We start from the raw sequence: 13,538 nt of genomic DNA on the forward strand, positions 1-13,538 counted from the left end.
GGCCTGCCTCAAAGGATTTCCGATGACCGCTTCTCCGTACTGGATCGCCCACAAGGGCCAGCCCCTGCAGGGCAGCCTGACCATTCCCGGCGACAAGTCCGTCTCGCACCGCTCGGTGATGTTTGCCGCGCTGGCCGATGGCGTGTCGCGCATCGATGGCTTCCTGGAAGGCGAAGACACCCGCGCCACCGCCGCGATTTTCTCGCAGATGGGCGTGCGCATTGAAACGCCGTCGCCCTCGCAGCGCATCGTGCACGGCGTCGGCGTGGATGGCCTGAAGGCGCCGAGCGCTCCGCTGGACTGCGGCAATGCGGGCACCGGCATGCGCCTGCTGGCCGGTCTGCTGGCTGCGCAGCCGTTCGATTCGGTGATGGTCGGCGATGAATCGCTGTCGCGCCGCCCGATGCGTCGCGTGACCGGGCCACTGGCCGAGATGGGCGCGAAGATCGATACCGAGGCCGATGGCACGCCGCCGCTGCGCGTGCATGGCGGCCGGGCGCTGCACGGCATCACGTTCGCCTCGCCGGTGGCCAGCGCACAGGTCAAATCCGCCGTGCTGTTGGCCGGCCTGTATGCCGAGGGCGAAACCTCCGTTACCGAGCCGCACCCCACCCGCGATTACAGCGAGCGCATGCTGCGCGCGTTCGGCGTGGAGATCGATTTTTCGCCAGGCAAGGCGCGCCTGCGCGGTGGCCAGCGCCTGCGCCCGACCGATATCGTGGTGCCGGCCGATTTCTCCTCGGCGGCGTTCTTCCTGGTGGCGGCGAGCGTGATTCCAGGTTCCGAGCTGCGCCTGCGCGCGGTGGGCCTCAACCCGCGCCGTACCGGCCTGCTGGCGGCGCTGCGGCTGATGGGCGCGGACATCACCGAAGAGAACCATGCCGAGCAGGGCGGGGAAGCGGTGGCCGATCTGGTGGTGCGCTACGCACCGCTGCACGGTGCTGAAATTCCCGAAGCGCTGGTGCCGGACATGATCGATGAGTTCCCGGCGTTGTTCGTCGCGGCGGCAGCAGCGCAGGGCAACACGGTGGTGCGCGGTGCGGCCGAACTGCGGGTCAAGGAATCGGATCGTCTGGCCGCAATGGCGACCGGTCTGCGGGCCTTGGGCGTGCAGGTGGATGAAACCGATGATGGCGCCACGATCCACGGCGGCGCCGTGCTGGGCAGCGGCACCATCGAGAGTCACGGCGATCACCGCATCGCGATGGCTTTCGCGATTGCCGGCCAGCTCAGCAGCGGCGAGGTGCGGGTCAACGACATCGCCAACGTGGCGACCTCGTTCCCGGACTTCGATGGCCTGGCGACCGGTGCGGGCTTCGGGCTTCGCGCTGGCTGACGCATTTCTCGCGTGGCGCAAAAAAAGGGAGGCCAGTGGCCTCCCTTTTCGTTCCCGCCTCAGCGCATCACCTTAGCGCTCGGTACGGAAATCCACCGGTACGCGCACCACGCTGGCGACGGCACGGCCATTGTTCATGGCCGGCTCGAACTTCCAGTCGCGCACGGTGGTCAGCACGGCGCGATCCAGATCGCGGTCACGCGTACCGGTGCGCTGCACGATGCTGGCGTCGGTCACCTGGCCACGGGTGTCCACGTTGAGGCTGGCCACCACGCTGCCCTGCACACCGCTGCGCAGCGCAGTGCGCGGGTAGGCCGGCTTGGCGTTGCTCGCCAGCGGGCGGGCCTCACGGTTGCGCACCGCCGGGGTCGCCTTGCGCTGCTGAGCGACTGGTGCCGCCTGGCGCGCTGCCGGGGCAGGCGCGGTAGCAACGGGGGCGGTTTCGGCGGCCGGCAGCATGCGCTGGCCCACTGGCGCGTCATTCGTATCGCCCGGGGTGGCATAACGCAGCCACACCAGTGCGGCGGCGAACATCGCCACGATCAAGGCCACCCACAACCAGGGCGACGTGCGGCGATGGTGGGGTTCATCGCTCACGTCGCGCTGATGCTGCGGCGAGCGGGGCATGTCCGGGGCATGGGTAACACTCATGGCTGACTCCTGGTGTCGATGTGACACCCGCAGTCTTGCCCGTGCGCGGTTGTGGATGTGTCAGCGCAACGTCAACGCGACGACTGCATTCCCATCGGGGTTCAGTTTGCTGAGCCGTTGCCAAATCGCCGCCCTCGGCGGCGAACGCTTACTGGGGAGTGAAGTCGAACGGGACTTCCAGGCTGCCAGGCACCGGTACGCCGTTGTTCTGCGCCGGCTGGAAGCGCCAGCGCCGCACTGCATCGGAGGCCGCCCGGTCGAGGTCGCGTGAACCGCTGCGCTGGATCAGCGTCACGGCCGAGGGATAGCCAGTGGCGTCCACATCCACGCGCACCACCACCGTGCCGCGGTCCCCGCGGCGCAATGCGGCCGGCGGGTAGCTCGGCGGCGGCGACTGGTCGGCGATCGGCTGCGGGCGGTCGGTAGGCGCCATCGCCGTGGGGGCCGCCGGTGCAACGGGCGCAGCAGGGGCGGCCGGCGGTGGCGGCGGGGCCGTCTCCACCAGCTGCGGCTTCTCTTCATTGGCCGGCGGGGCCTTGGCATCAGGCATGTCGCTGGAGCCGGCAGCAGCGGCCAGCGGCTCGGGCAGCGGCACCACCTCGGCCACCTGGGCAGGGGTCTGCGCGGCCGGGTCGGCCTTGTAGAACTCGTTGTTGCGGCTGCTCAGCCACACCACCAGGAACAGCAGCAGGCCGACGCCGAAGGCGATCGCGGCGATCACGAGGCTGCGGCGGGGCAGGTGGAAGGTGATGTTCTTGCCAGAAGTCGAGCGGGAAGCAGACATGGGGCATACCGTATGGATCACCGCGATTCTGCCACGCCCGGGATGAACCGGCGGCAGAAAAACGCATAACAGGCGATAATCCCCCTCCGAATCCGTAGACCCCTCTGCCGCCATGCTCGATCCAGCCCTGCTCCGCCAACAGCCCGCCGACCTTGCCGAACGCCTGCGCTCCTCGCGCGGTTTCGAGCTGGATGTCTCCGGGCTGGAGTCGCTGGAAGCCGATCGCAAGCGCATCCAGGTGCGCACGCAGGAGCTGCAGAGCCTGCGCAACAGCCGTTCCAAGGCCATCGGCCAGGCCAAAGCCAAGGGCGAAGACGTCTCGGCGATCATGGCCGAAGTGGCCGCGTTCGCCGATGAGCTGAAGGCCTCGGAAGTGGCCTTGGATGAGCTGCGCGAGAAGATCGAAGCGATCGCGCTGGGCATTCCGAACCTGCCCGCCGAGGATGTGCCGGCCGGCAAGGACGAGTCGGAGAATGTCGAGCAGAAGCGCTGGGGCACCCCGCGCGCGTTCGATTTCCCGGTGCTTGACCACGTCGAGCTGGGCGCCCGCAACCGCTGGCTGGATGGTGAGACCGCCGCCAAGCTGTCCGGCTCGCGCTTCACCGTGCTGCGTGGCCCGATCGCGCGCCTGCACCGTGCGCTGGCGCAGTTCATGCTCGACCTGCACACCGGCGAGCATGGCTATGAAGAAACCAATGTGCCGGCGCTGGTCAATGCCGAGTCGCTGCGCGGTACCAGCCAGCTGCCGAAGTTCGAGGACGATCTGTTCAAGACCGCTGTGGGCGAGTCCACGCGCTACCTGATCCCGACTTCGGAAGTGCCGCTGACCAACATCGTGCGCGATGAGATCATCGATGCCGAGCAGCTGCCCCTGCGCATGACCGCCCATTCGCTGTGCTTCCGTGCCGAAGCCGGCAGCGGTGGTCGGGACGTGCGCGGCATGATCCGCCAGCACCAGTTCGAGAAGGTGGAACTGGTCGCCGCATGCACCCCGGCGCAGAGCGACGGAGAACACCAGCGCATGACCCGCTGTGCGGAAGTCGTGCTGGAAAAGCTCGGCCTGCCGTACCGCAAGGTGCTGCTGTGCACCGGCGACATGGGCTTCTCGGCCATCAAGACCTACGACCTGGAAGTGTGGCTACCCTCGCAGGACACCTACCGCGAGATTTCCTCGTGCTCGAACTGCGGTGATTTCCAGGCGCGCCGCATGCAGGCCCGCTGGCGCAACCCGGAAACCAGCAAGCCCGAGCTGCTGCACACGCTCAACGGTTCCGGCGTGGCGGTCGGCCGCGCAATGATCGCGGTGATGGAGAACTACCAGAACGCCGACGGCAGCATTACCGTGCCGGACGTGCTGAAGCCGTACATGGGTGGCGTTGAGACCATCGGTTGATCCAGCGCTGTGACCGCATGAAGAAGAACCCGCCGAAAGGCGGGTTTTTTGTTGGCACCCGGGGCGTCATCGGCGCCCATGCGGATGTATCCGTCTACAAAGGGTCCAGCTTACCGGCCATGCATCGAACGCCGTAGGGCTGAACGCGTCAGTTGAATGGCTTCCCGGAAAGCGCTCACGCATGTCGGATATTTCAGCGATGCGATGTAGGCGAAGTGACCAGTCGTGACGCGTAGCGCGACGCGATCTCCAACAACCGCCGCGTGGACGACGCGGCATGGCGCCAGCACGGGTCAGGCGAGCGGCAGGGTCGGCAGGATGAGATGTGATCGGCGCCCATTTCCGGCGCCACGGAGCAGACAGGCTGAGCGCTGATATCCACTTCCTACAGGACGCCCCGTGAACAAAGCGGCCGCACCCCTCCCATCCTCCAATCCCGCCGGAATCGCCGCATGGCTGATGCTGGGCATCGCCTGGTTGTGCTTCCTGATCCCGTTCCCTGGGCTGGGCATCGTGGTTGGCTGGCCACTCAATCTGGTGGCCTTCATTCTGGCGGTCGTTGCGATGGCCAAGGGAGGCGCAGGCAAGGGAATTTTCCAGCTTCTGCTGTCGTTGATCGTGTCGCCGCTGGTGTACTTCGTGGGGGGCGTGGTCTTCGCGGGCGCCATCGGAGCGATGAGCCAGCCATCTGCCGAGATCCGTGCCGACCCGGACAGCGCAACCGAAACGGCTACAGCGCAGGCCGCTGCCGTGGAAGTTGCGGCGCGCCAGCTGTATCTGGACTATCAGGCCAATGAGGTCGCGGCGGACGTCCTCTACAAGGGCAAGCCACTGCTGATCGCCGGCGAAGTGGCGATGATCCAGACGGATCTGCTGGATCTACCGCAGGTCCACCTGAAAGCCGGACCCATCGAGCAGGTGATGATTTCCGGCCTCTCCAAAGATGAGGCGGCAGGACTCAGCAAGGGCGACGCCGTGATTGTGGCCTGCACGGGCAATGGCATGATGCTGGGCTCACCGGTCACGCGGGACTGTGAGCTTCAGTAAGGCGGGCCGTTGAAAAAAAGATGGCCCCGAACGGGGCCATCCGTGCCACATCCACACCGTCACGACGAGGGGGAGGGAACGGTGTGGGTTGCGGCGGCTCAGGCCGCAGCGAGTGCTTCCGGCTGCGGGAGGGAAGCCAGGGCCTGCGCAATCGCGTCGGTGCGGTGCTGCGGCGAATAGGCAATGCCCTCGGCGCGCACGAACTCGACGTTGTCGATGCCAAAGAAGGCGAACACCTGGCGCAGGTACGGATCCTGGAAGTCGGTCGGTGCGCCGGTATGCAGGCCGCCGCGGCTGCTGGCCACGATCACGCGCTTGCCGCCGGCCAGGCCCACCGGGCCATTCTCGGTGTACTTGAAGGTGCGCCCGGCCACGGCCAGGCGGTCAATCCACGCCTTGAGGGTGGAGGCGACGCTGAAGTTGTACATTGGGGAGCCGATGACCACCACGTCCGCGGCCAGGAACTGTTCCAGCACCTGCTCGGCGTCGGCCACTTCGGCCGGGTCGGACTGGGCCAGGGACGAGCTCCGCAGATGGGCCACGGGCTGGGCGTCGAGGTCGCGGTAGCTCACTTCCAGGCCCGGCACCTGGTCGCGCCACTGCTGGACCACGGCGGCGGAGAGCTGGCGGGAGACCGAGTTGTCGCCAAGCACGCTGGCATCGATGTGAAGAAGCTTCATGGCAATCACCTGTTATCTGGGGAGGGGCGGGGCAAGGCGCCGCCGACGAAGAACAGGTTAGGTTGTTGCTTGATTGGAATAAAGGTGGTTGAATACCACGTATTGTTCTATATCTGGAACTTCGGTATGCAAGACCTCAACGACCTCTACTACTTCGCCATGGTGGTGGATCATGGTGGCTTCGCCGCAGCAGAACGCGCGCTCGGCATCCCCAAATCCCGCCTGAGCCGCCGCATCAGCCAGCTGGAAACCGACCTGGGCGTCCGCCTGCTGCAGCGCTCCACGCGCCGCTTCGCGGTGACCGACGTCGGCACCAGCGTGCATCGCCACGCGCAGACCATGCTCGCCGAGGCCCAGGCCGCGCGTGAGGTGGTGGATCGCCTCAGCGCCGAGCCAAGGGGCCTCGTGCGCGCCAGCGTGCCGGTCTCGCTGGCGCAGATGCAGCTGCCCAAGCTGCTGCCGATCTTCCTGGCGCAGTACCCCAAGGTGCGGCTGCAGCTGAACATCAGCAACCGCCGCGTGGACATCATCAACGAAGGCTACGACGTCGCCCTGCGCGTGCGTTCGCGCCTGGATGACGATGGCAGCCTGGTAATGCGCAGCTTCGGCCAGGTGCAGGAATTGCTGGTGGCCAGCCCCAAGTACCTCGACCGCGCCGGCCGCCCGAAAGACCCGGACGAGCTGACCAATCACGTCACCCTGAGCATCAGCGAAGACGAAGCCCGTCAGCGCTGGGAACTGCACGGCCCCGAAGGCGCGGTGCGTCGGGTGGACCTGCAGCCGCGCGTGGCCGGTTTCGATTTCCCACTGCTGCAGAGCATGGTCAAGGACGGCTTCGGCATCACCATGCTGCCGGAGACCGTCTGTGCCGACGCGGTGCGCAATGGCGAGCTGGAAGTGGTGCTGCCGGACTGGTCGCTGCCGCAGGGCATCTGCCACGCTGTGTTCGCTTCCCGCCGTGGCCTGCTGCCGGCGGTGCGCGTGTTCATCGACTTCCTGGCCGAGCACCTGCCGCCGCAGTTGGAGGCCTCGCGCCTGGATTGCGGTGGGGCGTGCGAGCGGGCCAAGGAGAAGATCAAGGCCAGTGCCTTGGGTGCGTTGGCGGTGGATGCGGGGTGAGCCGCGCGGGCTTGGGTAAACCGGGCCTGTCATGCGAGAATGCGGCCCCGGCCAAGCGCCGGACCGCACACCGGAGAGATGGCCGAGCGGTTTAAGGCACCGGTCTTGAAAACCGGCGAAGGGTCATTCCTTCCGTGGGTTCGAATCCCACTCTCTCCGCCAATATCTATATAAGTTATTGATTTGATTGAACTTATTTTGGATAGTTAGGTTTGCCGGCGGGACACAAATCGGGACATATCTCCCGAAATGCGCATCCCCCATCACCTCATCCGCACTCCTTCCGGCACTTACGCGTTTCGTCAGCGCGTGCCGAACGACTTGCAGGCCGTCATCGGCCGTAAGCTCATCAAGCAAACGCTTCGTACCGCGAACTTAGCCTCCGCCAGACTGCGCGCGATCGTCTTGGCATCAGGCTATGCTCACGCGTATGACGTGTTGAGGGATCGACGGGTGGATCGGTTTAGCAAGAAGGATCTGGAAGCGCTTGTTGAGCGATTGAGTGGCGGTGCAGATCGGCGCGATCTGACGCTTCATCGGACGCAGGCTGCGGACGGCACGATCACGGAACGCTGGCAGATCGACAGCGACGACGATGTCCGACTGTTTCGCCAAGCCCAAAGCTTTGCAACGGCGACAGAGGTGGCCGCCATCGGCGTCCTTGATCCGGGACCTAGGCCGGTTCGCGAAACTCGTCCGCAAGTGACGGAGACGATTTCGTTGGAGAAGGCGCGCGATGCGTGGCTGGCTAGCATCAAGCCGCGCACGTTGCCAAAGACTTACACAATCAAGAAAGCCGCAATAGAGTCACTCGTTGCGTTTCTAGAACCCAAGTCCAAGCTTCACACTGTCACAAGACCTGACTTGGCGCGTTGGTATCAACATCTTCGTGACGGTGGGGCATCCACGCCTACGCTGACGAACAAGCAGAGTTATGTAGGTGGGAAAGCGGGCTTCTTCGACTGGGCGATTGCGTCCGGCTACTACCCAAAAGGCGACAATCCCGCAACTGGGCATGTGAGCTACTCGCTGCGGGAGAAACGCGCTCGGCGCAAGCTCGGCTTCAAGGCGTACGACCGTGATCAGATCCAAACGATCTTCTCGCCAAGCAACTTCGAGAAGCTCTCTGAGAACGCTCGATGGGCGTCGCTCATTGGCCTCTACACAGGCGCTCGAGCGTCGGAAGTGGGGCAGCTATTGATTGCAGACATCGTGTGGGAAGGAAAGGTCCCTTGCATTCGAATTTCGGACGAGGGCGAGAACCAAAAAGTCAAAACGGAGGTCAGTCTTCGGACCGTTCCTCTGCATCCAGATTTCCTGGCACTGGGCTTCATGGATTGGGTTGCAACGCGCAAAGCGGCAGGGCACAAACGCCTGTTCCCCCAAGCGAAGGGTGACGCACTAAACGGCCAGGGAAACTGGATCACCAAAGCGTTTAGCCGACATCTGGCGACAATCGGCAAGGGGTGGCCGAAGGCAAAACGGGGTTTTCACTCTTTGCGGAAGACCTTCATCCAAGAGCTGCAAACACTCGGTGTGGCGTCTGAATTGCGTGCTCAGATCGTCGGTCATGAGTTGGATGATGAACATCACGCCACTTACAGTCGTGCCTTCACTGCGAAGGAAAAGCTGCACGGAGTGGGCAAGCATTCGCCTGGACTTGCGGCATTGAACTACGAGTTGCGCTTGGGTGCGAAAGATACCTTTTAGCGCTATACCTCGGTGCCTTGGCACACCGATATGGCACCAGAACGAGCGTTGGTTTCCATATAACCGCACGCTGAAAAAATGGACCTAGCACGATGATGATAAATTGACAAGGAGTTAATTAAGGTCTAAGGTGGGGTATTGGCCCCATGATGGGAGAGGAACCGTGAGTGTGAAATTCAAGCAGTCACCGCCGTTGGTTGCGCTTGTGCGCAACGATTCTAGTGGGAGTGCGCTGTCACGCTCACCGAAGGTTCTTAGCGCTCATAGGCTCAACGTCTTGAAGCGCCAGGTCGCCGTTTCGCTTTCAAAATCCCGGCTTCCTACCGATCAAATGTTGGTGAGGATAGGCGAGGCAGTGGATCAGGATGTCGATATGAAGGATTGGGAGACGCTCTGAGGGATGGCGCATACACGGACGTATAACTCATCAATGCGCCAGCCCCGGCGGTCAGTCGATCCAGCGGCGCTCACGCCGGTAAAGTGGCAGAGCACGATCATCAAGCCTGGCGACATACTGCTTTCCTATTTTCCTTATCGAGAAGCCGTCAGTCGCCCAGGACTTGATTATCATCCGGCTCTTGTCTTGGCGATCAACCGCAAAGTAAATCCTTGGCAGGTTTTTGTGGCTTACGGCACCAGCAAAGTGCAGGTAGCCGGGGCGTGGCAGTTCGTCATCCCGCCTGCCGATGACCATGCCTCCGCGAAGCGTGCTAGTCGAGTTAAGCCGACAATGTTCGACCTGAGTCGCACGGCAGTTCTGAATTACAATGAGGCGTGGTTCTCGTGCGCTTTGTCAAAGGTCTATCCGAGAATGGGCGAGCTAGACGCTGCGGGTATAGCGGTCTACCGCACAGCCCGACTTGCATTTGAGAAACATCATAATAGATCACTAATCAAGGGCCAGCCTGCGCTGCCGCCGCCCGGACCCTAGTGTTTGAATTCCGATGCTTGAACATGGGTGCGCAAGCCAGAATTCATCCGATTCCGCCGTGCAGAGCACTGCCCGAATAGCGATAGCGCCAGCTTTCCCTTACTCTTGGCCTCTGGAAAGGGGGAGCCAAGATGGCGCTTTACAACGATTTTAACCGCTTTGAGCAATGGGTGGCAGAGCAGCGACCAACCGAAGCAGTATTAAAGATCTGCTCGGTGGTTGAAGCCAACCTAAGTCAAATCGGGCGGACGACACATGCGGGCGGACAGCGGTCACGGATGATTACGCCCCTTATTCGTGCCGCGCTGTCGCGCCCGCTTCCCGAAAGACCAGAGACAGCGCCGGTGGTGCAGTCAGAGCTGGGATGGACCCGTTTGTCCAGGGTGCAACTTGGACCGTTTCGGGGATTCCGCCGCCAAGAGGTGTTTGAGCTTGACCATCCAACGGTGCTCGTCTTGGGCGCCAACGGGACGGGTAAGAGCAGTCTTTGTGAAGCGCTTGAACTTGCACTGCTCGGTCGCATCGAAGAAGCCGATGAGCGAGCATTAGATGCTCGGCGCTACTTTGACAACGCCCATGAAGGTAGCCACCAGCTGCCTGTATTGATTGCTAAAAGCAGCGGAAGGGAGCACCAAGTTCGCCCAGATGAGGAGCGCCATCGCTTCATCATCATCGAGCGCAACCGTATTGAGTCATTTGCGCGTATAGGGGCGCGTAGGCCAGCGGAGGCCACGTCGATGCTGGCGGCATTGTTCGGCCTCACCGCTTTCAATGATTTCGTGGCGGGCTTTGGTGGGAGTCTGGATCGACAACTCAATCTTGCTCTTCCCAAGGCAGCTGACCTGGCGCAGCGACGTGTTGCAATCCAGGCCGACGGCACCAAGATCGCGTCCGAAGCTGCCACACACGCTGCACTGAATGCACAGCGTGATCAGGTGGCCACCGATTTCGAGTTTGGTCTTGACTATCTAGGGTTAAAGGCGCGAATTGGAACTGCCCAGGTCCCCGGCCGTCTTCAAGAGATCCGCGCGATCCTGGCGACACCTTTAGCCGCCGAGACGGGAATTCGTCCTGAGCACTTGATCGCTTTGCGTCGAGAACATCGCGATCTTACCCAAGAGCTGGACGCAACACAGAGAGCGCTGGCAACGCGGGCTCAGGAGGTGTCGTATCGGGAGCTGTATCACTCTGTCGTTGCGCTCCAAGACGCATATGCAGACAGATGCCCGGCGTGCGAGACCCCGCTGGACCAAGTAGCCATGAATCCGTTTGGTCGGGCAGCGGCTGGCTTGGCGGCACTCAGTGAACTCTCACAGCTTGAAGCAAAAGCGGACCGATTGGAGCGACAGGTCATCAGGGGCCAGGGCGCGCTAGACATCGGCCTACGTCAAGCGCTCGCACATATCGCGAAGCTCCCCAATGTTGGCACGCTTGCGCCAGTAGAGCAGCTATTGGCAAACGCCGATGGGCAAAGTTGGCGTCAATTACTAGCGGCAGCTCGGGAGCTGAAACGCGTTGACGAAGGTCTGGCCGGAAAGCGGGTCGAGCGGCAAGCGTTGGAGGCAGAGGCTGAGAGGCTGCAAGCAGCCAGGGCGCTGTTGGCAACAATTGCAGGTCAGCAGCGCCAGTTCGACGCAGATGTGGCGTCAGCTAGGGAGCGTGTTGCGACATTTGAAACTCAGACCGCCGGCTTGGTGGTGGAGGTGGCAAAAGAGGCAGCAGCGCACGGTGTCGAGGTGCAAATCAAAGAGGCCTACGAGTCTTTCCTGGCATTGTTGAGAGCTTACCTGGCAGCGCTGCCTGAGCAGCTGATGGCTGATCTCAACGAGATCACGGTAGAGCTTTACAATAGTTTCAATGCGCATGACCACGCAGATGACTTGATCCACACCTTGCGTCTTCCGTTGAGAGGCGGGGCGCCGCTTGAGATTGCATTTACACGCGAGCCAGAGCGCTTCCACAACGCTTTGGCGATCTTAAGCGAAGGACATCTTCGCTGCCTGGGCCTCTCGATCCTGTTGGCTAAGAACATCAAACTTAATCTCCCGACAGTTCTGCTTGACGATGCCGTCAACGCCATCGATCACGAACATCGAGAAGGTATCCGTGTGACGTTGTTTGGTCATCCGGCGTTGAAGGAAAAGCAGCTCATTGTGACTTGCCATAGCCCTGAGTTCATCAAGGACATCTTCAACCATCACACTAAGGGCGCCCCGCTTTATATTCTGAAACACCATCGCGGAGATCATCACCCGTTTGTGTCAGGGGGCAAAACACGCAACTACATTGAGCGGGCGGAGTCGCACATCGCTGATTTTGATTCGCGAGCGGCACTGTCGTGTAGTCGACAGGCGCTCGAAGCCATGGTCACCAAGACGTGGAAGAAGTTAGCCGATACTGCGCCAAACATTGCCGAGCTTTCATTGAAGACGCGACGACCTGGCGCGCCTACCGATCTGAGCAACATTGCTCAGTCGCTGCTGGGCGCTCTGAACAAGGCGGTCAGCGCTGGCACCCTAGACGGAGTCTGGATCACTAGGCGAGATCACATGGAAACCATCGTCAACGCCCGTCAAAACTCATTGGCATGGATGTCGTTGAACAAGGGAACCCACGAAGAAGAAGATCGTGAGGATTTTGAGGAGCCAACGCTGCGGCGTATCGTCGAGGCGCTGCGTGGGCTTGATGCTTCCTTTGGAGGCTGAATGACTTGTCCCACAGAGATGGATCTTTTGTCCGCTCTTGGCCAATTGCTTGACTGATCCAGAATCTGCCTTAGCGTCGACTTTTTGAGGGGCTGAGCGCAGTGAAAGAGCGGGAGAAGTTAGAAGAAGCGGTGAAGGCGGGTGACGTGGCGCGTGTATTGAAGATCGTGGCTGCGTCCCCGATCAGTTCTCGACTGGCTTGGGAGGCCGTTCAAGAGGCAGTTGAGGCGAACCAAGAGGAGGTCATTGACGCATTACTGCCGTCGCTCCTGCCGACGCAAAGTGCCTTCCCGCTGGCCGTTGCAGCTTCGCGGGCGCAGGTGTCGATACTTCGCAAGTTAATTCCGCTGTCTAACCCCAGGGCCGACGAATCGTTGGCGCTATCTTGGGCTGCACGAAGTGGATCTGTTGAAGCCGTAGAAGCGCTTCTTCCTTTCACTGATCCCTTGGCAAGCGACTCAAACGCGTTAGTTCACGCTGCAAGGGAGGGACATGCAGAGATCGTTGCGCTTCTCATTCCGCTGAGCGATCCCAAGGCGAATGGCAACCGTGCACTCTGGGAGGCTGCAACCCACGGACACCTCAACATCGTGAAGCTCCTTCTTCCCGTCTCGTCGGCCATCGTTTGCGCGATGAGCATCCTGCCCGATGCAGCTGCGCGCGGCGCGACGGATGTCATCAAAATCTTGCTCAAGGCTAAGCTGCCCGATGCGGGCGATACCTATGCAACGGGATTGGATGCAGCGGCGACGAACGGGCATCTGGATACGGTCAATGTGCTAGTACCAGCGATCACCAAAGCCGGCGCACCACGCGGGTTCGGCAACAAGGCCATCTATGAGGCGGCGAGAGCTGGGCACACGCGCATTGTTGAGCGTCTGATTGGGGTAGTGAGTCAGTCGGTGTGTTCCCACGCTCTAGCGGCAGCCATCGAGGGAGGCAAGCGGGAAACTGCGATTGCACTGTTGGACCACGCTGATCACGCCGAAGCTGAGCGGGCGCTCTACCTTCCTGACAGAAAGTCGCGCCTTGCCTTGCTCATCGCCGAGCGTCAGGCTACCCAAACGCGGAAGCACCTAGGTGATCAAACAAGCGTTCCCGCATTGAAGCGGCATCGGCCTGCACGGATCTAGGAGCTCACCAGGATTGCATGACCGTGCTGGCTAGGTGTCCATGGCGCCG

General features: G+C 62.1%; 10 protein-coding genes and 1 tRNA gene. 8 read left to right on the forward strand and 3 right to left on the reverse strand.

The window, feature by feature from the left end:
* Positions 1-22: 22 nt before the first annotated feature.
* A complete protein-coding gene (gene aroA / locus AC13F7_RS11950; protein WP_483000549.1) occupies positions 23-1,336 on the forward strand; it encodes a 3-phosphoshikimate 1-carboxyvinyltransferase in 1,314 nt (437 codons plus the stop codon).
* 72 nt (positions 1,337-1,408) lie between these two features.
* On the opposite strand, the gene AC13F7_RS11955 is transcribed toward aroA, so the two are convergent.
* Positions 1,409-1,987 carry an energy transducer TonB gene (locus AC13F7_RS11955; RefSeq protein ID WP_483000551.1) on the reverse strand — a complete coding sequence of 193 codons (579 nt, stop codon included), beginning with the start codon at positions 1,985-1,987 and terminating at the stop codon, positions 1,409-1,411.
* A 148-nt stretch (positions 1,988-2,135) separates the two neighbouring features.
* Entirely contained in the window at positions 2,136-2,771 is a 636-nt protein-coding gene (locus AC13F7_RS11960) for an energy transducer TonB (protein WP_483000553.1), read from the reverse strand.
* Positions 2,772-2,883: 112 nt separating this feature from the next.
* On the opposite strand from AC13F7_RS11960, the gene serS reads away from it, so the two are divergent.
* Together serS and AC13F7_RS11970 are read left to right on the forward strand one after the other, a co-directional pair.
* A complete protein-coding gene (gene serS, locus AC13F7_RS11965) occupies positions 2,884-4,164 on the forward strand; it encodes a serine--tRNA ligase (protein WP_483000555.1) in 1,281 nt (426 codons plus the stop codon).
* A 399-nt stretch (positions 4,165-4,563) separates the two neighbouring features.
* A complete protein-coding gene (locus tag AC13F7_RS11970) occupies positions 4,564-5,211 on the forward strand; it encodes an OB-fold protein (RefSeq protein WP_483000557.1) in 648 nt (215 codons plus the stop codon).
* 98 nt (positions 5,212-5,309) lie between these two features.
* Here AC13F7_RS11970 and AC13F7_RS11975 read toward each other — a convergent pair whose 3' ends face one another.
* On the reverse strand, positions 5,310-5,891 hold the full coding sequence (locus tag AC13F7_RS11975) for an FMN-dependent NADH-azoreductase (protein ID WP_483000559.1): 582 nt from the start codon (positions 5,889-5,891) through the stop codon (positions 5,310-5,312).
* 126 nt (positions 5,892-6,017) lie between these two features.
* Here AC13F7_RS11975 and AC13F7_RS11980 point away from each other — a divergent pair, with 126 nt between their 5' ends.
* From AC13F7_RS11980 to AC13F7_RS12000, 5 genes are all read left to right on the forward strand, one after another.
* Positions 6,018-7,010, forward strand: a complete 993-nt coding sequence (locus tag AC13F7_RS11980) for a LysR substrate-binding domain-containing protein (RefSeq protein ID WP_019184298.1) — start codon at positions 6,018-6,020, stop codon at positions 7,008-7,010.
* 72 nt (positions 7,011-7,082) lie between these two features.
* Positions 7,083-7,172: transfer RNA gene (locus tag AC13F7_RS11985), tRNA-Ser, on the forward strand.
* Between the two features lie 87 nt (positions 7,173-7,259).
* Complete coding sequence (locus tag AC13F7_RS11990; RefSeq protein ID WP_483000561.1) at positions 7,260-8,720, forward strand: DUF6538 domain-containing protein; 1,461 nt, start codon at positions 7,260-7,262, stop codon at positions 8,718-8,720.
* Positions 8,721-9,782: 1,062 nt separating this feature from the next.
* Positions 9,783-12,356, forward strand: coding sequence for an AAA family ATPase (locus AC13F7_RS11995; protein ID WP_483000563.1), 2,574 nt, complete (start codon positions 9,783-9,785; stop codon positions 12,354-12,356).
* Positions 12,357-12,457: 101 nt separating this feature from the next.
* Positions 12,458-13,489 carry an ankyrin repeat domain-containing protein gene (locus tag AC13F7_RS12000; RefSeq protein WP_483000565.1) on the forward strand — a complete coding sequence of 344 codons (1,032 nt, stop codon included), beginning with the start codon at positions 12,458-12,460 and terminating at the stop codon, positions 13,487-13,489.
* Positions 13,490-13,538: the final 49 nt, after the last annotated feature.

It is taken from the genome of Stenotrophomonas sp. K-6 (assembly GCF_056861555.1).